Annotated in this window: 17 protein-coding genes; 3 read left to right on the top strand and 14 right to left on the bottom strand. The window is 72.3% G+C overall.

Annotated elements, in window-relative coordinates; translation table 11 throughout:
• Window positions 1-2: 2 nt before the first annotated feature.
• The 4 genes from panD to CTZ28_RS15530 are packed head-to-tail and all read right to left on the bottom strand — an operon-like array spanning window position 3 to window position 4,005.
• Window positions 3-491 carry an aspartate 1-decarboxylase gene (gene panD / locus CTZ28_RS15545; RefSeq protein ID WP_121889985.1) on the bottom strand — a complete coding sequence of 163 codons (489 nt, stop codon included), beginning with the start codon at window positions 489-491 and terminating at the stop codon, window positions 3-5.
• A gap of 41 nt (window positions 492-532) precedes the next feature.
• Window positions 533-1,345 carry an alpha/beta fold hydrolase gene (locus CTZ28_RS15540; RefSeq protein ID WP_121889984.1) on the bottom strand — a complete coding sequence of 271 codons (813 nt, stop codon included), beginning with the start codon at window positions 1,343-1,345 and terminating at the stop codon, window positions 533-535.
• Window positions 1,346-1,372: 27 nt separating this feature from the next.
• Window positions 1,373-2,662, bottom strand: coding sequence for an enterobactin transporter EntS (entS, locus tag CTZ28_RS15535; RefSeq protein ID WP_121889983.1), 1,290 nt, complete (start codon window positions 2,660-2,662; stop codon window positions 1,373-1,375).
• Between the two features lie 8 nt (window positions 2,663-2,670).
• Window positions 2,671-4,005: a salicylate synthase gene (locus CTZ28_RS15530; RefSeq protein ID WP_121889982.1), complete on the bottom strand. Its 1,335-nt coding sequence runs from the start codon at window positions 4,003-4,005 to the stop codon at window positions 2,671-2,673.
• Between the two features lie 240 nt (window positions 4,006-4,245).
• On the opposite strand from CTZ28_RS15530, the gene CTZ28_RS15525 reads away from it, so the two are divergent.
• The 3 genes from CTZ28_RS15525 to CTZ28_RS15515 are packed head-to-tail and all read left to right on the top strand — an operon-like array spanning window position 4,246 to window position 7,986.
• The gene (locus CTZ28_RS15525; RefSeq protein WP_121889981.1) at window positions 4,246-5,880 is read left to right on the top strand and encodes a (2,3-dihydroxybenzoyl)adenylate synthase; all 1,635 of its coding nucleotides are present in this window, start codon (window positions 4,246-4,248) and stop codon (window positions 5,878-5,880) included.
• A complete protein-coding gene (locus CTZ28_RS15520) occupies window positions 5,870-6,928 on the top strand; it encodes a FecCD family ABC transporter permease (RefSeq protein WP_121889980.1) in 1,059 nt (352 codons plus the stop codon). Before CTZ28_RS15525 ends, CTZ28_RS15520 begins: the two co-directional genes overlap by 11 nt.
• Window positions 6,925-7,986, top strand: coding sequence for a FecCD family ABC transporter permease (locus CTZ28_RS15515; protein WP_121889979.1), 1,062 nt, complete (start codon window positions 6,925-6,927; stop codon window positions 7,984-7,986). Before CTZ28_RS15520 ends, CTZ28_RS15515 begins: the two co-directional genes overlap by 4 nt.
• Before the next feature lie 94 nt (window positions 7,987-8,080).
• On the opposite strand, the gene CTZ28_RS15510 is transcribed toward CTZ28_RS15515, so the two are convergent.
• The 10 genes from CTZ28_RS15510 to CTZ28_RS15465 form a co-directional block, all read right to left on the bottom strand.
• Window positions 8,081-9,925 carry an MOSC domain-containing protein gene (locus CTZ28_RS15510; protein WP_183154413.1) on the bottom strand — a complete coding sequence of 615 codons (1,845 nt, stop codon included), beginning with the start codon at window positions 9,923-9,925 and terminating at the stop codon, window positions 8,081-8,083.
• Window positions 9,910-11,010, bottom strand: coding sequence for a C45 family autoproteolytic acyltransferase/hydrolase (locus CTZ28_RS15505; RefSeq protein WP_220795337.1), 1,101 nt, complete (start codon window positions 11,008-11,010; stop codon window positions 9,910-9,912). Before CTZ28_RS15505 ends, CTZ28_RS15510 begins: the two co-directional genes overlap by 16 nt.
• The gene (locus CTZ28_RS15500; protein ID WP_121889977.1) at window positions 10,980-12,014 is read right to left on the bottom strand and encodes a P1 family peptidase; all 1,035 of its coding nucleotides are present in this window, start codon (window positions 12,012-12,014) and stop codon (window positions 10,980-10,982) included. The genes CTZ28_RS15505 and CTZ28_RS15500 overlap by 31 nt, the downstream gene beginning before the upstream one ends.
• Complete coding sequence (locus tag CTZ28_RS15495; protein ID WP_121889976.1) at window positions 12,011-12,766, bottom strand: ATP-binding cassette domain-containing protein; 756 nt, start codon at window positions 12,764-12,766, stop codon at window positions 12,011-12,013. Before CTZ28_RS15495 ends, CTZ28_RS15500 begins: the two co-directional genes overlap by 4 nt.
• Window positions 12,763-13,752 (bottom strand): ABC transporter ATP-binding protein, encoded by a 990-nt coding sequence (locus tag CTZ28_RS15490; protein WP_121889975.1) that lies wholly within the window; start codon window positions 13,750-13,752, stop codon window positions 12,763-12,765. The genes CTZ28_RS15495 and CTZ28_RS15490 overlap by 4 nt, the downstream gene beginning before the upstream one ends.
• Window positions 13,749-14,609, bottom strand: a complete 861-nt coding sequence (locus CTZ28_RS15485) for an ABC transporter permease (protein ID WP_121889974.1) — start codon at window positions 14,607-14,609, stop codon at window positions 13,749-13,751. The genes CTZ28_RS15490 and CTZ28_RS15485 overlap by 4 nt, the downstream gene beginning before the upstream one ends.
• A complete protein-coding gene (locus tag CTZ28_RS15480; RefSeq protein WP_121889973.1) occupies window positions 14,606-15,577 on the bottom strand; it encodes an ABC transporter permease in 972 nt (323 codons plus the stop codon). The genes CTZ28_RS15485 and CTZ28_RS15480 overlap by 4 nt, the downstream gene beginning before the upstream one ends.
• A 6-nt stretch (window positions 15,578-15,583) precedes the next feature.
• Window positions 15,584-17,191, bottom strand: a complete 1,608-nt coding sequence (locus tag CTZ28_RS15475; protein WP_121889972.1) for an ABC transporter substrate-binding protein — start codon at window positions 17,189-17,191, stop codon at window positions 15,584-15,586.
• Window positions 17,192-17,403: 212 nt separating this feature from the next.
• Complete coding sequence (locus CTZ28_RS15470; RefSeq protein WP_259471636.1) at window positions 17,404-18,405, bottom strand: LacI family DNA-binding transcriptional regulator; 1,002 nt, start codon at window positions 18,403-18,405, stop codon at window positions 17,404-17,406.
• A 27-nt stretch (window positions 18,406-18,432) separates the two neighbouring features.
• Entirely contained in the window at window positions 18,433-21,381 is a 2,949-nt protein-coding gene (locus tag CTZ28_RS15465) for an aminotransferase (protein WP_121889970.1), read from the bottom strand.
• Between the last annotated feature and the right edge of the window lie 51 nt (window positions 21,382-21,432).

The following is a 21,432-nucleotide window of genomic DNA, read 5'->3' as shown; positions in this document are numbered from 1 at the left end:
GGTCAGTTCCTCTCCTGGTTCGGCCGGGTGGCGGTCTCGTCGTGGCGCGCCTCGCTGCGGGCGCTGTCCCGGCGCGGCTCGCTGACGGTTCCCGGGATCTGGTCCGGCGCCCCGGGCACCGGCTCCGCCGGATCCGCGCCGAGGGCGACGACCCGGTTGGTCTTGTCGACGTGCACGACCCGGGGCCGGTGGGCGGCCCGTTCGGACTCGTCGAGCGCCGCGAAGGACATGATGATCACCAGGTGTCCGGGGTGGACGAGGTGGGCGGCGGCGCCGTTGATGCCGATGACGCCGCTGCCGCGTGCGCCGGTGATGGCGTAGGTGTTCAGCCGGGCGCCGTTGTCGATGTCGACGACCTGGACCAGCTCGCCCTCGACGATGTCGGCGGCCTCCATGAGGTCCTGATCGATCGTCAGAGATCCCACGTAGTGCAAGTCGGCCTGGGTCACGGTGGCTCGGTGGATCTTGCCGTTGAGCAGGGTGCGCTGCACCAGTACCCCCTGAGTAGATACTTAGGTGAGCCTAACCTAATTTATTCTGATCGAGTGTGGAAGAACTCCAGAAGCGCGCGGTTCACTTCGTCAGGACGTTCCAGGTAGCCGTAGTGGCCGCAGTCCTCGATCTCCCGGTAGGCGGCGGCCGGGATCGCCTCGGCCACCTCGCGGGACAGCTGCGGCGGCAGGGTCACGTCGTCGGCGAAGCCGATCACCAGACAGGGCGTCCTGATCCCCGCGTAGGCCGCCAGTCTCCCCTCCGGCACCACCAGTTCGAGCTGGGCCCGCACACCGGGTCCGGCGGACAGCGGGGAGAACTCGAAGAGCTCCAGCCAGTTCTGGACGGCCTCTTCGTCGTTCAGGGTGGCCGGTGACAGGTTCTCCAGCGCCCGTACCCAGGCCGCGTAGCCGGGCGGCAGCACGACCCCGCTGTCCAGCAGGGCGCGTTCGGCGGCGGACACGGCCGCGCGCAGCGGGTCGGTGCGGCCCCGGGTGGCCATCAGGACGCCCTGGACGGCCAGTTCGGGCCGGGCCAGCATCAACTCCTGGACGACGTACGCGCCCATGGAGACACCGACGAACCGGCACGGCGCGATGCCGAGGTGTTCGACGAGCCCGGCGGTGTCGGCGACCAGATCGCCGATCGTGAACCCGCCGGGGCACTCGTCGGTGGGCGGGATGCCCCGGTTGTCGAAGGTGACCACCCGATGTCCGGCCGCCACCAGCGCCGGTACCTGATACAGGTGCCAGGCCCGGCCGGTGGCGCCCTGGCCCATCACGAGGACCACGGGGTCGCCCCAGCCCGCCACGTCGTAGTGCAGCCGGATTCCATTGACCAGCGCGCTCGGCACCGGTGTCTCCCTTCCGGGTCGGGTCGCTCAGTCCGCCGCCCGCGAGGGCCCGGCGGGCAGCTCGGCGTCCTGCCCGGCCGGCGGGCCGTGCAGGGTGGCGCGGCGCAGTGCGGGCATGGCCAGCGCGACCGTGGCGACCCCGGCCAGGCAGACCAGACCGCCGACGGCCGCGGCACCGGCCGAGGAGCCGAGCGCACGGGCGACCAGACCGGCCTCCAGGTTGCCCACGGAGGGACCGGCGGTGGCCTGGGCGAGCCACAGGCTGCCGACCCGGCCCTGGAGCCGGTCCGGCGTGTAGTGCTGGAGCAGCGCCCGGCGCAGGATCTCCGACGCCGTGTCACCGAGACCCGCGAGCGCCAGGAAGGCCAGCGCGGTCCACAGGTTGGGGCTCAGTCCGAAGCAGGTGATCGCCACACCCCACACCGCGACCGCGCCGATCAGCGCCCGCCCGGTGTGGTGCACCCGGCCGGTCCAGCCGCTCGCCAGCGCTCCGCAGAACGAGCCGACGGCGGGCGCGGTGTAGAGCAGGCCGACGGTGGACGGGCCGCCGCCGAAGTGCTCGGTGCCCAGCTCCGGGAAGAGCGCGTACGGCATCGCGAAGACCACCGCACACACGTCGATCAGCAGCAGCCCGGCCACCACCTGGTTCCCGCGCAGGAACGCCAGCCCCTCCGCCATGGCCTTGAGCGGGTGCTGCGCCTCCGCCGAGCCGTCCGGCGCCAGCTTCGGCAGCGGCGCGAGCAGGGCGAGGCCGACGACATAGATGGCCGCGTCGATCGCGAAGCACCAGGCGAGCCCGGGGCCCGCCGCGATCACTCCGGCGAGCGACGGGCCCACCATGCCGCCCAGCTGGGCGGTGAGGGTGGTCAGCGCACCCGCGGCAGCCAGCTGGCCGGGGGCCACCAGCGCGGGGGTGGCGGCCATCAGCGCGGGGCCGCCGAGCCCGCTGGTGCCGCCCGCCAGGACGGCCGCCACGAACACGAACCACTCCCGCGGGTTCGGCAGGGCCGCGTTCACCGCGAGCCCGGTGACCACCACCGCGGTCACGGCCCGAGTGACGAGCACGACCCGGCGCCGGTCCACCCGGTCGGCGAGCACCCCGCCCATGACCAGGCCGACCAGCAGGGACATGCCGAGGACCAGGCTCATCAGACCGACCTGGACCGAGGATCCGGTCAGCTCGTAGATCTGCAGGCTGGCCGCCACCGAGGTGAGGTGGGTGCCCACCATGGAGATCGCCTGGGTGGCGAACACCAGCCGGAAGTCCCTGCTCGACCGCAGCGGCGCGACATCGACGACCACTTCTCCCAGACGCACGCGGCCCCCTAGCCCCGCGCGGCCGGCTGGGCCGGGACGACGTACGGGGCGACGCTGCGCAGTTTCTCGCAGGTCTCCTCCAGCTCCCGGGCCGGGGTGGAGCCGGCGAGGATGCCCGCACCCGCCCGCAGCCAGGTGCGGCCGTCCTCCTCGAAGACACTGCGCAGCACCAGAGCCGCGTCCAGCGATCCGTCACTGGACGCCTGGAGGACCGCGCCGCTGTAGATGCCGCGGTGACCGCCCTCCAGCCGGGTGATGCGCTCGTAGGCGGGGAGTTTGGGGATGCCCGACGCGGTGACCGCCGGGAAGACGGCGCGCAGCACGTCCCAGGCGGTGGCGCCGTCGGCCAGCAGCCCGTGCACGCTGGAACCCAGGTGCTGGACGCTGCCGCGCCGGCGCACGCTGAGCAGGTCGCGCACCGAGACGGTGCCCGGCCGGCACACGGTGCCCATCTCCTCCTCGGCCAGTTTCACGGACAGCACGTGCTCGGAGATCTCCTTGGGATCGGCGAGGAGTTCGGCGCGCAGCCGCTCGTCCTCCGCGCCGCCGAAGCCGCGGGCGCGGGTTCCGGCGAGCGGCTGGGTGACGACCTCTCCGTCCGCGCTCACCTCGGCGACGGTCTCCGGGCTGAACCCGGCGACGTGCCGCCCGCCGAGGCGCAACAGGAAGGACCGGGCCGGGGTGTTGTGCGTGCGGCCGTGGACGTAGGTGGCGACGAAGTCGACGGGGAACGGCACCGGGACCGACCGGGAGAGGATGACCTTCTGCAGGTCGGTGCCGCTCCTGATCTCCTCGATGGCCCGGGCCACGATCTCCGGGTAGCGGCCGGAGACGTCCGCGACCTCGATCGGCCGCGGGGCGACGGGGGTACGGCTGACGGGTTCGGCGAGCAGTTCCAGCACCGCGTTCAGCGTCTCCCGGTCCGCTCCGCGCACCTCGGCGTGCTCCTGACGGAACCGCACCTCGGTGTGCGGGACGGCGAGATGGAGCAGGTCCGCGTCGCCCGCCCGGTCGGGCCGGTCGGTGTACAGATGGGAGAACTCGAACGCCATCCAGCCGTGGGCGTTCCAGCCCTCGGCGCCCATCTCCGCCAGTTTCTCCCCGACCTGACGCAGCGGGTGCGGGCCGAGGGGTTCCACGATCTCTTCGGAGAGCCATCTGCGCCGGATCCCGGAGCGGCCGAGGACGACCTCGCCGAGCGCGCCTCCGGCGAAGCAGTAGTCGCCTTCACGTTCGTAGACGACGTACTGGTCGAACAGTCCCGACTCCGCCAGTTTCGCGACCAACAGGAGGGGATCCCCGTCTGCCGGCAGTTCCGTCTCCGCGCTCAGATAACGCAGCAACGAGCTACCTCCCTGGACTTAGGTTACCCTAACCTAATCGCGATAGAACCTAGCCGCCGGGACGAAGGTCCGTCCAGGGCCACTCTGGATCACATCCGGGGTTCGGCCGCCGCCCGCCTCCCTGGTCCGCCGCGTCGCCATACCGGATCACCTGCGGAAACGGCACCACGAGCACTCCCCGGACTTGACCGTGATCGCAAATTAGGTAAGCCTCTCCTAAACAGCAGGTGGGAGTTGAGCATGCTCGACGGGTGGGTGCCCTGGCCGGAGTCGTTCGCACGGCGGTATCGCGCCGCCGGGTACTGGGAAGGCCGGCCCCTCGACCGGCTGCTGCGCGAGCGGGCGGCGGCGGATCCGGACCGGATCGCGCTCGTCGACGCCGCCGGTGACCGCTGGACCTACGCCGAACTCGACCGCCGCGCGGACCGCCAGGCCGCCGGTCTGCGGCGGCTCGGCATCGGCGCGGGCGACCGGGTGGTCGTCCAACTCCCCAACACCGACGCCTTCGTGGTGCTGTTCTTCGCGCTGCTCCGGGCGGGCGCGGTGCCGGTCCTGACGCTGCCGGCACACCGGGAGAGCGAGATCGTGCACGTGGCCGAGACGGCCGGCGCCACGGCCTATGTGATCCCGGACGTCCTCGACGGCTTTGACCACCGCGCGCTCGCCCGAGCCGCGCGCAAGGCGGTGCCGTCCATCGAGCACGTCCTGGTGGCCGGCGAGGCCGCCGAGTTCACCGCACTCGCCGATATCGACGCCGCACCGGTGCCGCTCGCCGAGCCGGACCCCGGTGACGTGGCGCTGCTCCTGCTGTCCGGCGGCACCACCGGCAAGCCGAAACTCATCCCGCGCACCCACGACGACTACACCTACAACGTCCGTGCCAGCGCCGAGGTCTGCGGCTTCGACAGCGACACGGTCTACCTGGTCGTGCTGCCCACCGCGCACAACTTCGCGCTCGCCTGCCCCGGCCTGCTGGGCACCTTGATGGTGGGGGGCACGGTGGTCCTTGCCCCCACGCCCAGCCCGGAGGACGCCTTCGGGCTGATCGAGCGCGAGAAGGTCACCGCGACCGCCGTGGTCCCGCCCGTCGCCCTGCTGTGGCTGGACGCGGTGGAGTGGGAGGAGGCCGACCTGTCCTCGCTGCGTCTGCTCCAGGTCGGCGGCTCCAAGCTGGGCGCAGAACCGGCCGCCCGGGTCCGGCCCGCGCTCGGCTGCACCCTCCAGCAGGTCTTCGGCATGGCGGAGGGCCTGCTCAACTACACACGCCTGGACGACCCTTCCGACCTGGTGATCCAGACCCAGGGCCGGCCCCTCTCCCCCGACGACGAGATCCGCGTGGTCGACGAGGACGGCCGGGACGTCGCGCCGGGCGAGACCGGCGAGCTGCTCACCCGCGGCCCCTACACGCTGCGCGGCTACTACCGGGCGCCCGAGCACAATGCCCGCACCTTCAGCGCCGACGGCTTCTACCGCACCGGCGACCTGGTGCGTGTCCTGCCCTCCGGACACCTGGTCGTCGAGGGGCGGGCCAAGGACCAGATCAACCGGGGCGGCGACAAGATCTCCGCCGAGGAACTGGAGAACCACATCATGGCCCACCCCGGCGTCCACGACGCCGCCGTGGTCGGCATGCCCGATGCGACCATGGGCGAGCGCACCTGTGCCTTCCTCGTCCCGCGCGCCGGCCGGCCGGCCCCCGCTCAGCGGGAGTTGGCCGCCTTCCTGACCGACCGCGGGGTCGCCGCGTACAAACTGCCCGACCGGGTCGAGGTGATGGACGCGTTCCCCCGCACCTCGGTCGGCAAGACGGACAAGAAGGAACTCGGCCGCAAGATCGCCGGACAGCTGCGCACGGAGGACGGCGGTGTCCACTGACATCGCCACGGCGGCAGTCGACCAGGACAGGACGGGCCGGAGCCCCGGACGCCGGACGTCGACGCGCTCCCTTGCCGTGCTCGGCGCCCTGCTCCTGCTGCTCGCGGCCGTCGCGCTGAGCCTGGCGATCGGGTCCCGCTCGCTCGCCCTGTCCACGGTCGTGCACGCCCTGCTGCACGACGACGGCTCGACGGCGGGTTCGGTGATCTGGGACGTCCGCGTGCCCCGTACCCTCGCCGGCATCGCCGCCGGCGCCGCCCTGGGCGTCGCGGGCGCCCTGATCCAGGCGCTCACCCGCAATCCGCTGGCCGACCCCGGGCTGCTCGGCATCAACGCGGGCGCCGCCACGGGCGTGGTCCTGTCCCTCACCGTACTGGGGCTGACCAACCTGTGGGTCTCGGTGTGGTTCGCGATGGCCGGCGCGGTCATCGCCGGTCTGCTCGCCTACTCGCTGGCCTCCGGCGGACGCGGCGGTGCCACCCCGGAGCGGCTGGCGCTGGGCGGCGCGGTGATCGCCGCTGTCTTCACCGGCGCCAGCCAGACCCTCATGCTGCTCGACGCCCAGGTCCTGGACCAGCTGCGGTTCTGGAGCGTGGGCTCGCTGGCCCGCGCCGACAGCGCGACGCTCACCGCCATCACGCCGTTCATCGGGACCGGCCTGCTGCTGGCCCTCGCGCTGGTCCGCCCGCTCAACGCCCTCGCCCTGGGCGACGACGCCGCCCGCGCACTCGGCGCCCACCTGGACCGCACCCGCTTCCTGGGGCTGCTCGCGGTGACACTGCTGTGCGGTGCGGCGACCGCGGCCGTGGGCCCGCTGGTCTTCGTGGGCCTCGCCGTCCCGCACATGGCCCGGATGATCGTCGGAGCCGACCAGCGCTGGACGCTCCCGCTGTCCATGCTGCTCGCCCCGGCGCTGCTGCTCTTCGCGGACGTCCTGGGCCGGGTCGTCGTCCGTCCCGACGAACTCGACGCGGGCGTGGTGACGGCCGTCGTCGGCGCGCCCGTGTTCATCGCGCTGGTCCGCCACCGCAGGACGGTGTCGGCATGACCGGGCCCGCGACCGCCTCCCCCCGCTTCCATGTGGTGCGCAGCCGCTCACAGCGGCTGTCGCTGCGGGTGGACGTCCGTACCCTGACGGTGTGTCTGCTGATCCTCGCGGCCACCGTCGGGGTGGGGGTACTCGCCCTCGGCACCGGCGAGTTCGCCATCTCCCCCGCCGATGTGGTGCGCACCCTGCTCGGCAACGGCAGCCCCCGCACGGACTTCGTCGTCAACGAACTGCGGCTGCCCCGCCTGCTCACCGGCATCCTGGTCGGCGCCGCCCTGGGCCTGAGCGGGGCGCTGTTCCAGAGCCTGTCCCGCAATCCACTGGGCAGCCCCGACATCGTCGGCTTCACCTACGGCTCCGCCACCGGCGGCCTGCTGGTGGTGCTGGTCGCGGGCGGCACCGGCGGACAGATCGCCTTCGGCGCGGTGGGCGGCGGCCTGGCCACCGCCTTCCTCGTCTACGTCCTGGCCTGGCGCCACGGCGTCCACGGCTTCCGTCTGGTCCTGGTCGGCATCGGTGTCAGCGCGCTGCTCCAGGGCGTCAACGCCTATCTGCTCGCCAAGGCCCGCTTCACGCAGGCCGCGCAGGCGATGGTGTGGCTCAACGGCAGCCTCAACGGCCGGGACTGGGGCGATGTCCGCCCGGCCGCCGTCGGGCTGGCCCTGATGCTGCCCCTGGTGGCGCTGGTCGCGGGCCGGCTGAGGATCCTGGAGATGGGCGACGATGTGGCGGGCGGGCTCGGGGTGCCCGTGCAGCGCACCCGTCTGGCGATCCTCGTGCTGGCCACGGCCGCGTGCGCGGTGGCGACGGCCGCGGCGGGCCCGGTCCCGTTCGTGGCGCTCATCGCGCCCCAACTGGCACGCCGCCTCACCCACGCGCCCGGCCCGAACCTCGCGGCGGCCACCTGCGCCGGCGCCCTCCTGGTGGTGACCGCCGACTTCGCCTCCCAACGCATCCATGAGACGGCCCAGTTGCCGGTGGGCGTGGTGACGGCGGTGGTCGGCGGAATCTACCTGGGGCTGCTCCTGCGGCGGCAGCGGCAGACGGGCCGGATCTGAGCGCACTCGGGTCCGCCGTGGACGCCATGACGCACGGCGCGCCGGGCACGGAGGCAAGCGACAAGCGGGGGCCGGGATCGCCTCCCGTCGGCCCTCACGCGTGCACCTCCAGGTCGGCCACCGGGACGGCGCAGCACAGCAGCGCCTGGCCGTCGTCCACCGGTACGGCCGGTTCGCTCAGGTGGGCGACCTTGCCGGTGACCCGCTGGCGGCAGGCGCCGCACGCCCCCGACCGGCAGGCCGAGGGCAGCCGGAGACCGGCCCCTTCGGCCGTGTCGAGGAGCGTGCCGCTGTCCGCGGTCCACGTGGTGCGCGTGCCGCTCACCGTGTAGTGCACGGTGAAGGGGCCCGGGGAAGGCGGCGGTTGCTCGACGAGGGACACCGGGCGCGGGGAGCGGAAGCGTTCGTCGACGATGGCGGCGGCCGGGACTCCGGCGGACAGCAGTGCCGTGCGGACGCCGTCCACGAAGCCCTCGGGGCCGCACACATACGCCTCCACCGTTCCCGCTGCCGCCAACGCCCGCAGCAGGCCGGCGCCGGGGCGGCCGGCGAACGCGCCCTCGGGCGGGCGTTCGCCGGGGCCCGTCACATGCAGGCGCGCCGTCGCGTTCGGCAGTTTCGCCAGCAGTTCGGTGACCTCGTCCCACAACGGTGTCTCCGCCGCACCCCGGACGACGTTGAGCACGGTGACCGGCCGCTGCGGGGCGGTGTCCAGCAGGGAGCGCAGGATGGGCAGCACCGGGGTGATGCCGATCCCCGCGACGGCGAGCAGCAGCGGGCGACGCGGGTCGGGGCCGGTGAGCCCCTCGCCGTAGGGACCGGAGAGCAGGACCCGGGAACCGGTTCTCAGGGCGTGCAGCCGCTTCGACATCCGGCCGCCCGGCACCCGCTTGACGCTGATGCGCAGTTCCGTGACCGCCGCGCCGGTGACGGTGTAGCAGCGCCACAACGGCCCGTTCTCGTCGGTGAGATGGAGTCGCAGGTGCTGACCCGGGCGGCATCGGGCGCCGGCGGGGTCGCGGAAGGCGAGGGTGGTGACGGTGGGGCTCTCCTCGGTACGCCGGATCAGCTCGGCGTGGCGGGGACGGCCGGGTGCGGCCAGCCGTGCCGCGTAGCGGGACGCCTCGCGCTGTGCTCGCTGCGGCGTCTGTGCGGTGCCCGGCCCCAGGTCATGGAACGGGTCGCCGGCCGCGATGCGGCCGCCGCGGACGACCCGGGCGTACACCCCGCAGTACAGGTGTCCGAAATGCGAGGCGAGGAGCGCGGGGACGTTCAGGTCACGGACTCCGGCGCCGGGCCGGACCGTGGTGGCCCGGCAGCGCTCGGTGGGGAAGGTGATCTCCAGTTCCGCCTCGCCCAGCCGGACACGGTGACCGGGCAGGGCGAGTTCACGCCAGGCGCCGAGTCCGGACACATACAGGTTGGCCCGGAAGCGGCCGGGGTCGACAGGGATCCCGGCCGCTTCCGCCAGCGCCTGCACCGTGTCCAGGTTGATGATCGACAAGGCGGCGTCCGGCCAGTCCCACAGCGCCGCTCCGGGGTGCGCGAACCGGACGGGGCCGAGCGGCCCGGCGGGAAACCAGTGCCGTATCGCCTCGTCGGCCTCGGCCAGATCGCCCGGCCGCGGACGGCCGTCGGTGTCCAGTCCGATCCGCAGCCGCCGCCCGTCGGGCGCGGTGAGCACCAGGCCCTCCTCCTCCACCGTCAGCCGGTGGAGGGAGAGCGCGGCGGTCTGCCTGAGGCACAGGAGGGCCTCGCTGGGCAGCCAGCCGTTCGGGTCGGGGCTGCTGCGGACGGCTCCCCCGTGCAGCGCGAGGAGCCGGTCCAGCGGCAGTCCCTGCCCCGGCGTGAGCACCGTGTCGGACAGCGGCTGGCTCATCATGCCCTTGACGGGGTAGCGGTGGACGGCTTCGAGACGTGGGGTCAGAAGTACTCCCACGACGTGTCCTCCCCCGCTGTGCACGGTCCGCCGTCGTGGCATCGCAGCCGCCCGCTCGCCAGATCGAGGCTCGCGGTCAGCAGGGTCCGCCACTGCTGGTGGAACGGCAGTCCCGGCTGCGGATGGCAGCACACGGGGGCGCCGTCGCTCTCGTGTGCGTGCAGCAGTTCGGTCCAGTCGGCCGGATCGGGGGAGGCGAGGAGCTCCCTGCGGGCGGCCAGGTGTTTGAGCCGTGCGTAGGTGCTGCCGGTGGGGGCCGCCAGCTCCCCTTCGGCCAGGCGGGGGTCGAGGAAGTGATTGGTGTGCAGGAGGTAGCCGTCGGCGTCGGGTGGCAGTACGGCGGTGCCGGCCGGGCTGAGTTCGATGCACACGCCGTCGCTGTCCCGGCCGTCGAAGGTGACCACGGTCAGCACGGTGGACGCCGACACCTCCGCCGAGCGGGCGAGGTCGACGGCCTCGGCGAGGGTGGCCGCCTCGTCCAGGATCCGGCGGGCCACCACATGCACGGGCACGCCGATGCGCGCCCCGTCCGCGGTGTGGCTGAGGATGTTGAAGTGCAGCCCGAGTCCTGCCGAGTTGAGGCCGATCTTGCCGAGGATGCCCGCTTCGGTGAAGGTCCGTACCTCGCCGACCCGGGCCGCCGGATGCCGGGCGAGGGTCTTGGTGTCGGTGAACTCCTCGTGCCAGTCCCAGGTCTGAATGGTGTGCGGGGCACCCGCGCCACCGATGTAGACGGCTGTCGAGCACTCGCCCTCCGCCGTGGCGCCGACGGTGGCGAGTATCTCGGTGCGGGCGTTGAGCATGCCGAGGTGCCAGAGGTCCACGCCGGCGGCCCCGGCGAGGGCCGCGAGCTCCTCGTGCAGGGCGGGTGCCCAGCGGCGTATCTCCTCGGCCGCCTGCTCGCCGTACGGGCGCAGCAGATCCGGATCGACCTGTACGGCCTCGAAGAGCTCCTGGTATGCGGCGATACCGGCCCGTATGCGTGGTCCGTCGGCGGTGCCGAGGGCGTGACCGCGGGCCGCGGGGTCGGCGGTGTCGGTGTGGTGGCGGGCGATCACCGGGCGCTGCACAGGATCGCGTCCCACATCACCTCGGCGGCGACGGAGCCGAGTCCCGCGGAGTTCAGCGCGCTGGCGCCGATCCGCGAGGGGGTGGTCGGCAGGTCGACCTCGTCGGTGGTGAGCGTGAAGAGGGTGTCGCCGTCGAGGTTGGTGTGGAAGGGCTGGATGCCCCGGTGCATCGAGCCGTGCACCTGTCTGCCCAGCTGCTCCAGGGCCCGGTCGTCGAGCCGCACGTTGGTGATCAGCACCGAGATGGTGGTGTTGCCGTGCATGGTGGTGGGGCCGTCGCCCGCGAACGCGTCCTGGTAGTCGAGGTGGGGCAGCCGGCGGGTGCCGGTGGCGGGGTCGTGGTTGCCGCGCACGACGGTGCCGTCACGGTCGACGATGACGCCCACCGCGTTGACCACCGTCGCCGCGAGGATCTTGATGTCCCCGATCTGCCGGAAGGCGGCGCCCTGGCCGGCGAACTCGCAGCGGGACCAGTCGATCTTGCCGACGGAGGCACTGATCCCGGCGCCTGCCCGCCCGACGGGGAACCGGCCCGGTTCGGCCATGCGGAGGGCCGCCCGGCCGAGGGCGGCATCGGGCACGACGGCGGTGTCGCGGGCCGCGAAGTCGTAGATGATCGCGCCCGACACACACTTCAGGTCGTTCCAGCCGACCCGGTTGTCCACCCGGGTCCGCAGTTCGTCGGCGACTCCGGCACACGCGCCGAGCCCGTAGAGGGATCCGCCCGACAGGCAGATGGCGTGGGCGTACTGCTTGTCGCCGTAGGACAGGCCGATGGCGCCGCCGCGTTCGTCGATGAACATCCGGGCACCGGCCGGGACGTGCACGACGGTGGTGCCGGTGGGGCCCTCCGGGTACTCGGCGGTGCCGACCTCCACACCGGGGAAGTCGAAGGCGACGGTGCCCTGTCCGGGGCTCGGCCTGGGGACCAGGTGGAAGTCGTCATTGCTCTTGGCCGGCCCGAAGGACGGGGCGGGGATGGTCCGGCCGGAACGTCCCGTGTGGTCGGTCGTCGTCATAGCGTCTCCAGGAGCTGTCGCGAGTAGGGATGCCGGGGAGCGGTGTAGAAGCGGTGGGCGTCGGCCAGTTCGACGATCTGCCCGGTGCGCATCACCGCCACGCGGTGGGCGAGATAGCGCACCGCGGCGAGGTCGTGGGAGATGAACAGGGCGGCGAAGCGGTGTTCGGTCTGCAGGTCGTGGATCAGGTTGAGGATGTGCGCCTGGACGGAGACGTCCAGGGCGCTGACCGCCTCGTCGAAGACGATGAAACTCGGCCGGGTGATCAGGGCGCGCGCGATGGCCACGCGCTGGCGCTGGCCGCCGGAGAGTTCGTGCGGCAGCCGCTGCGCGAAGGAGGCGGGCAGGCCGACCTGGTCGAGGATGCGCAAGGCCGCGGGGTGGTGCGTGCGCAGTCGGCCGGCCTCGACGGCGGCGAGTGGTTCGGCCACCGAATCGGCCACGGCCAGGCGGGGGTTGAGGGACCAGTGGGGATTCTGCAGGACGGCCTGGACCGCTCCGGCGCGGGCACCGCGAGGACGCCGGCGGCCCTGGGCGGCGCCGAGGAAGCGGACCGTTCCTGAGGTGGGCCGGCGCAGGCCGAGGGCGACCGCTCCGGTGGTCGTCTTGCCGGATCCGGACTCGCCCACCAGGCCGAGGGTCTCGCCCGCGGCGATGCGGAAGCTGATGCCGTCCATCGCGGTCACCGTGTGGCCTCGGCCACGCTTGAAGACGACACGGACGTCGTCGAGTTCGAGCACCGGTTCGCTCATCGGGCGCTCTCCTTCCGCGCCGGCACGGTTTCGGGTGTCCCGCCCGGGTGGTGGCACAGCACCGTCCGGCCGGCGACCGTGCGGGGTGCCGGGCGGACCGCCGGGCAGTCCTCGCCCGCCGAGTCGCAGCGCGGGGCGAAGACGCAGCCCTGCGGGTCGTCGCTGAGGACGGGCGGGGTGCCGCCGATGGTCAGCAGCCGGGTGCCGCCCTTCGCACGGGCCGGGTCGGCTGCCAACAGGGCACCCGTGTAGGGGTGTTGGGGTGCGCTGAGGACCTCGGCGGTGGTGCCGTCCTCGACGACCCGGCCGCCGTACATGACCGCGATGCGCGCGCACCAGCGGGCCACTCCGCCCAGGTCGTGGCTGAGCCAGAGCACGGTCGTGCCGTTCTCGGCGGCGAGGGTGAACAGCAGCCGCAGCACCTCCTCGCGCACCTGGCTGTCCAGGGCGGCGGTGGGTTCGTCGGCGATCAGCAGGGCCGGTTTGCGGGCCATGGCCATCGCCACGGCGACCCGCTGGGCCATACCGCCGGAGATCTGGTGCGGGTAGAGCCGCAGCACGTGTTCGGGGTCGCGGATGCGCACCTGCTCCAGCAGGGCGGCGAGGTCGGCGGGTGTGTCGCGCAGGGCCAGGCGAAGTTGCCTGCCGATGCGCAGGGTCGGATCCAGCGCGCCGATCGGGTCCTGCGGTACGAAGGCCAGGCGCTCGCGGCGCAGCCGGGCGAGGCGGTCCGGTGGCAGATCCAGTACGGACTCGCCGTCGACCAGGACCCGGCCGCGCGGACAGCGGGTGCCGGACGGCAGCAGACGCCCGGTGAGCAGTCCCAGGGTCGACTTGCCCGAGCCCGACTCGCCGACGATGCCGACGGTCTCGCCACGCCCGGCGGTGAGGCTCGCACCGTCGAGGGCGCGGACGACCCGGGTGGCGGTGCGGTACTCGGTGACGACGTCGTCGATCACCAGCAAGGGAGGTGTCCCGACGGTCATACCAGCGACCTCGTCTCTCGCGGTTCGAATCGGTCGCGCAGGCTGTCCCCGACGAGGTTGATCGCCATGATCGCGGCGACCAGGACGACGCCGGGTGCGACGATCAGCCAGGGGGCGCCGACCATGTAGAGGCCGCCTTCCTGGATGAGCAGTCCGAGGGAGGCGTCCGGGAGTTGGACGCCGTAGCCGAGGAAGCTCAGGCCGCCCTCGACGAGGATGCCGACGGACAGGGCGTACGTGCCCTGGACGGCGACGGTGCCGGCGACGTTGGGCAGGATGTGCCGGAGCATGATCGTCGGGGCGCTTACGCCGCTGATCCGCGCGGCGGTGACGAACTCGCGCCGGGCGACCGCGCGGGCGGCGACGCCGACCATGCGGGTCATCAGCGGGACCGTCACCAGGACGATCGCGGCGAGCGCCGTCGTACGGCCCGGTCCGAGGACGGCCGCGACCAGGACGGCCAGCACGATCGCGGGGAAGGAGTACAGCACGTCCCCGATCCGCAGGATCAGCTCCGCCGTCCGGCCGCCCCGGTAGCCGGCGACGACACCGAGAGCCGTGCTGATCACCGCGGTGCAGGCGACGGCCAGGGTGGACAGCAGGAGGGTGGTGCCGATGCCCTGGAGCAGGCGGGGCAGCAGCGAGCGTCCCAGGTTGTCCGTGCCCAGGAGCCAGCCGGATCCCGGCGGTTGCAGCCGGGGGCCCACGATCGCGTCCGGCCGTCCGCCGGCCCCGGTCAGCTGGCCCACCAGGGTCGCGAGCACCAGCGCCAGGAGCACCCAGACCGCGCCGCGCAGGAGCCCGTCGCCGGACCTCATGGCCAGCGCTCGACGGACCCGGACCGCTGTGGCCTTCATGACCCCGCCCCCTTCGCCAGCACGCTGATCCGCGGGTCGATCAGTCCGCTGACCAGGTCCACCAGCAGGTTGGCCGCGATGAACACGACCGCCGCGAGCAGCACTCCGGCCTGGATGACGGCGTAGTCGCGGCGGTCGAGCCCGTCCACGACGTACGAGCCGAGCCCGGGGACGTTGAACAGGCGCTCGACGATGACCGCGCCGCCCAGCAGATAGGCGCTGAGGGTGGCCACCAGGGTGAGGACGGGGACCGACGCGTTGCGCAGGACGTGGTGGCGCACGATGAATCCCTTCGGTTCGCCCCGGGCGACCGCGGCGGCGATGTGCGGTTCCACCAGCACACCGAGAACGGCGTCACGGGTGGTGCGGGCGGTCGCGGCGACGCAGAACACCGCGAGGACGCAGGCGGGCAGGAACAGCGAGCCGATCGAGCCGAGCGGGTCCTGCGACCAGGGCACGTAGTTCCCGACGGTCAGGCCGAGGCGGTAGCGCGTGAACAGGAACACCACCAGGCTGCCGAGCGCGAACTCCGGCAGGCTCATGCCGAAGGCGCTGACCAGCCGGCCCAGCACTCCCCCACGCCCGCCGCTGTCCCGCGTCCCGGTGTACACGCCGAGCGGGATGCCGATCAGCACGGTGAGCGCGAGGGCCAGCGCGGTCAGGGTGACGGTGACCGGCAGCCGGTCGCCGAACTCGGCGGCGACCGGGGCCCGCGTGACCAGCGAGGTGCCGAAGTCGCCCGTGGCGGCGTTGCTCAGCCAGTGCCAGTACTGCTCCACCACGGGCCGGTCGAGCCCGAACCTGGCGGCGGCGGACGCCTTCTCCGCCTGGGTGGCGAGCGGTCCGAGGACCAGTTCGGTGTAACTGCCGGGCATCGCGCGGACCGCGGCGAAGATCAGCACCGACACCCCGAACATGGTGAGTGCGGCGGTGGCGACACGGCCCAGAAGCCAGCGGATGTGGTCCATGGCGGGCTACTTCGCGTCCGGGAGCGTGTAGTGGGCGATGTCCCGCAGGATGTTCCCGTAGCCCTCGGCGGCGCGCAGGGTCGGGCTCACCCGGTCGGTGCGGTAGCCGACGACGGACGGGCGGGTCACCAGGGGCAGCATCTGGGCGCCGGAGTCCACGCGTGCGCACAGCTCGGCGAGTGTCTTGGTGCGGTCGGCTCCGGCGGGTTCGCTGCCGGCGTCGTCGATCAGGGCGTCGAGGGTCTTGTCGTCGTTGAGGAAGGTGCTGGAGAAACCTGCCTGCACCGGGTTCCACCAGCGGGACACCATGGAGGCGTCCACGTATCCGGCGAACCAGCCGATGGCCAGGTCGAAGTCGGGCTTCGCGCCGAACACCTTGCTGTTGAACGTCGTGTCGTCGTACTTCTCAATCTTGACGGTGACGCCGGCCTTGGCGAGCTGCTGCTGGATCACCTGGGCGATCTGTCCGACGGCGGGTTCGGAGGTGTACACCGCGAGCCGCAGCGTTCCCGCCTTCTTCAGCGCGGCCGGGTCCGCGGACCTGGCGGTCGCGGCCGGCAGCTTCGCGGGGTCGCACGCGCCGGGCAGCACGCTGGGAGTGACGCCGGTCGGCCGGCCCTGGCCGCCGAGGGCGACCGAGGCGATCTCCTTGCGGTTCAGCGCGCTGTTGAGCGCGAATCTGACCTTCTGGTCGGCCAGCGGGGAATCGGGGTTCTTCGAGTTCTGGATGAGGTAGTAGAAGTCGCTGTTGGTCTGGCTCACCGCCTCGGCGTCCCGGGTACCGGTCAACTGGTCCATGGAATCGATGTTGTTGAAGTTCACGAACGCCGCGCTTCCATTGCGCAGCGCCGCGAGACGGGCCGCTTCCTGTGGCACGATCTCGATCTTCAGATCGCTGATGCGGACGTTCTCGGCGTCTCGATAAGAGGTATTACGTGTGAAGTTCCAGTACTGGTCCTGCTTGTGATCCTTCACCACGAAAGGACCGGTGCCCAGCATTTCCTTCTTGATATCCAGCGAGCCGTCGTCGATCTCCTTCATCGGGAGAATCGCGGCCGGGGTGTTGGCGAGCGCCGCGAGGAACGGGGTGTATGCCTTGGTGAGCCGGACGGTGACCTGGTCCGGGCCGCTGGCGGTCACCGACTTCACCGGGCCGAGCTGGGCGGCGTACGCGGCCTTGGACTTCAGCAGCCGCTGGAGGCTGCCGACGACATCGGCGGTGGTGAGGGCGCGTCCGTTGCCGAACTTCACGCCCTTGCGCAGGGTGAAGACGTACTCGGTGGCGCTGGGCTGCTTCCAGGAACTGGCCAGCAGCGGCTCGACCTCGAACTTCGGGCCGATGGTCACGAGGGGTTCGTAGACCAGGGACTCGATGGACCAGGACCGGGCGGTGGCGGCGGTCTGCGGGTCGAGGCCGCCGGCCTCCACGGTGTCGTAGTCGAGCTGCACGGTGAGCGGCCCGCTGCCCTTGAAGGACGCGTCGGACGTGGCGAGATAGCCGGACTTCGGGGCCTTCTGCCCTGCGGCCGTGTCGGTCGCGGCGGGTGCGGAACAGGATGTCACGGCGGCCGACAGAGCGACGGAACACCCGACGATGATCGCTGATCTTCGCATTCCCGCTCCTCCTTTCCAGGACGTTTGCCGGATCGTTCCGGCATGTGCAGTGAAGTTAGCCCCGAAGCTCTTTCGTGTCAATGAACCGGGACAATAAAGAACTTGATTGAAACCAAGTGTCCGAGCGGCGCTTTCAGCTGCGCACCTGGAAATACCCGAGGGCCTTGCAAGCACTCGGGAAACAGCTGTGTTCGACGCTTTTTACAGCCGCGTCACGGGCGCGTTGACGCCCGGATGTTCATATCGATCGGGAGGGTACGGACGGTGCCCCGCGGCGTCTCGCCGGAAAGGATCTCGCAGAGCAGTCGGGCACATTCGGCGCCCATGGCGCGCGGCCGGAGATCGACCGCGGTGATCGGAGGTTCCGCCGTCCGCATGGCGGTGCTGTCGACACAGGAGGCCAGGAGCAGGTCATGGCCCACCGTGCGTCCCGCGGCGCGCAGTTCGGGGAGCACCGCCGCGGCGGCACCGTCCGCCGCACACACCACGGCGTCGATCCGCGGCGTCTCGGCGAGCATGTCGCGTACGACGCCCCGGAGCACATCCGGAGCGGAACCGAACGGTGCCCCGTGGTCGAGCTTCGGCACACCACGGTCCCGGCACCAACGGGCATGTGTCCGCTGGAGGGTGGTGGACCAGTCGGACGTGGTGTCGGAGGCGATGAAGGCCGGGCAGTGCGCACCGCTGTCGTACAGGTGGTCCAGGAGTTCGGTCATCGAGGTCTCGTGGTCGGACCAGATCACCCCTGTGGGCTGTTTGTCCCCGACGTAGCGCTCGGCCGTGACCACGGGCAGTCCGCTGTTCATCAACTGCTCGACCAGCGGGTCCTCGGCGACCGGGTCGCACAGCACCAGTCCGTCCACCTGCGGGACGGTCCCGCGGTGCGGCAGGTGCCCGGAGGACAGCAGCGTGACGTTCAGACCCGCGCGGGCCGCCTGTTCGGCGACGCCGAACACGAACGACATGTAGTACTCGGCGCTGGTCAGAAACTCCGGGATGTGCAGCGCGATGGTCTCGGTGACCGAGGTGCGCAGACTGCGGGCGCTGCGGTTGGGGGCGTAGCCGAGGCGTTCGGCCGCGGCCAGGACCGCCCGGCGCGTGGGCTCCGAGACCCGTCCGTGTCCGCGCAGCGCGTCGGACGCGGTGGTCTTGGAGACCGCCGCCTCCCGCGCCACGTCGGCGATGGTGGGCGGGGTGTCGGGTCCGGTTGGCACAACCGGAATCCTAGACGACATCGCAGGTCACCATCCGTGGGTCAGTACGTCGTCGAGAGCGGCGACGAACAGGTCCGCGCTCTTGCGGCTCAGACACAGCGGCGGCTTGATCTTCAGCACGCACTGCCGGTCCGAGGTGGGCTGCACGATCACGCCGAGTTCACGCAGCCGCTCGCAGATCGCGGCCGTCTCCTCCCGCGCCGGTTCCAGGGTCGTACGGTCCCGCACGAACTCGACGCCCAGATACAGGCCCGAGCCGTGCACCGCGCCGATCAGCGGGTGACGCTCGGCCAGTTCGAGCAGGCGGTCCTTCAGATGCCGCCCCACATCACGGGCGTTGGCCTGGAGTTCCTCGTCACGCAGGGCGTCGAGGACGGCGAGGCCGACCACGGAGCTGACCGGGCTGCCGCCGGCCGAGGAGAAGAAGTAGCCCTGGGTGCGGTAGGCGTCGGCGATCTCCCGGCGGGTGATCACCGCGCCCAGGGGATGTCCGTTGCCCATCGCCTTGGCGACGGTCACGATGTCCGGCACCACGCCCTGCTGCTCGAACCCCCAGAAGTGCGATCCGAGGCGGCCGTAGCCGACCTGCACCTCGTCGGCGATGCACAGTCCGCCGGCCGCCCGGGTCGCTTCGTAGACCTGCTTCAGATAGCCGTCGGGGAGAGCCATGCCGCCGGCGTTGCCGTAGTACGGCTCGCACAGGAAGGCGGCGGGTGGGGTTCCCTGCTGGACGAGTCGGGCGATCCGGTCGGCGGCCTCAGGACCGTACCGCCATGACTCCGCGCCCCGGTGGCGGCCCCGGTAGGAGTTGGGTGCCGCCACCGTATGCACCCAACTCGGGCGCGACGAGAGGGCGTTCGGGTTGTCGGCGACGGAGGTCGAGACGGCGTCGCTCGCGTATGTCCAGCCGTGGTACGCCTCCTCGACGGCGACCACGTCCTGCCGTCCGGTGGCGGCCCACGCCAGTCGCAGCGCGAGATCGACGGCCTCGGAGCCGCTGTTGACCAGGAAGACGGTGTCCAGGTCGGCGGGCAGAAGTTCCGTGAGGCGTTCGGACAGCTCCACCACCGAGGCGTAGTGGAAACGGGAGTTGGTGTTGAGCCGCTGCCACTGCTGGTGCACGGCGTCGCTCAGCGCGGGGTGGCCGTGACCCAGGATGGTCACGTTGTTGAGCATGTCGAGATAGCCGCGGCCTTCGGCGTCGACCAGATACTGCCGCCAGCCCCGCTCGATCCGGGGCGGAGCCGCGAAGTAGTGCTCCTGGACGGTGGCGAAGGAGCGGTCGCGCCGTTCCAGCAACCGCGTCCCCGGGGCGTCGGGCCGCACCTCGCCCGCGTCGGTGTCGGCGTCGGTCAGCAGCGAGGTCGGGTCGGGGCACGACTCCGTCCATCCCGCGGCGAGTTCCGCAGGGGCGAACCGTGGCGGCCGTATGCCCGACAGCCTGGAGAGCTGGACGCTCAGCACATGCGCACCGTCCCGGCGGGCCACCGTGCCGAGCGGCCGGCCGGCCTCGACCGGGCCGGGCTCGCACGCGCCGTCGAGACCGTCCAGGACCAGGTCCGGCCCGTCCCCGGTGAGCGTCAGCCCGTCCGCCGCATGCCGGGTGATCGTGCCCGCCCAGGGCGCCCGCACCTCCAACGGCTCGGCGAGGTACGCCTCGACGCCGAGCGCGCAGGTCGCGGGGGCGTCCGGGGTGTCGACCGCCGTACGGGTCAGCCGGAACTCGCCGTGCCGGGTCCGGACCGCCACCCGGCCCGCCGCCAGCGCATCGGCGGCGAGCGCGCGTTGCGCGTGGGGGTCGAGCCAGCGGCCGGCGTGCAGGTCGTCGCTGTGCACCGACAGGTCGAGCGCGGGCACGTCGCCGCTCAGCGCGGGCAGCAGCCGGTGTCCGGGCACGGGCGCTGTCCGCACGGGCGGACGGCCGAGGGCGTGGCGCAGTTGCGCCGTCATCACCTCGGCCGGGACCGACACGGCGGCCTCGAACATCGCCCACTCACGGTCTAGGGCGGCCGAGGCGTAGGCGTTGCCCGGGTCGAGGAGGGCGTCGTGCTGACCGTTGACCGCCAGGACGCCCGCCCGCAGCACGATCAGCGGCCACAGCACGGCCAGTTCCTCGTCCCCGAGCGGGCGCACCGCGTGGAACGCCTGGACGGCGGGCAGCACCGACGCCGGTCCGGCCCCGTGGTGATGCAGTACGGAGGTACAGGTGACGGCCAGCTCGGCCACCGTCCAGCCGGCGCCGAGGTCCCCGAAGTCGATCACACCGGCAGGCATCGGGCGGCCGTCCGGGCCCGGCTCGCAGACCACGTTGTTGTCGGTGACATCGCCGTGGATCACCTGCACCGGCAGGGCCTGCGCGTACGGCCGCACCAGCGCCCAGGCGGCCCGGGAGGCCGCGAGCACGCGGTCGGCGCGCGCCCGGTCGGGCAGGCGCGGGGCCAGGGCCTCGATCACGGCGGGCGCACAGGACAGATCCCACAGCCGGCCCGGCCCGGGCTGCTCCACCACCGCCAGATCCGCCAGCGCCGCCGCGATGCACCCGGCGAGTTCTCCCAGTCCGGCGACGACCGGCGGCGCGAGATGGCGGCTGTCCATGATGGGCTCGCCTGGCACGTAGTCGAGAAGCCGGCAGGCGAGGTCGCCGTCCTCCGCGGTGAGCCACTGGACCACCTCTCCGTCGGCGCCCCGGTGGGCCCGGGGCAGCCGCAGCCCGGGCAGGGCGTCCGCCAGATGGTCGACCGCCGCGCACTGGGTGCGCAGCGCGTCGGGACCCGAGGCGGGATTCGCGATCTTGAGGACATAGTCGCCGGTCGCTGTGCGCACCCGGTAGTTGCGGTCCTGCTGGCTGCCCAGGTCCCGCAGGACACCCCGCACGCCGAACCGCTCGGCGAGCAGCGCCGCCGCGGCGGCCTCGTCGATCGGCGGCATCGGCCGGACAAGCCAGCCGAGGGCGGGGAGAGCCGGGGAAGAGCCCATGGATTGCTCCGCTTCTGTTCGGCCTGCGCACCTGGGCGCGCGGCACCGGCA

Source organism: Streptomyces shenzhenensis, from assembly GCF_003688995.1.
GTDB lineage: Bacteria > Actinomycetota > Actinomycetes > Streptomycetales > Streptomycetaceae > Streptomyces > Streptomyces shenzhenensis_A.
This window is presented reverse-complemented; position numbering and strand designations above follow the sequence as displayed.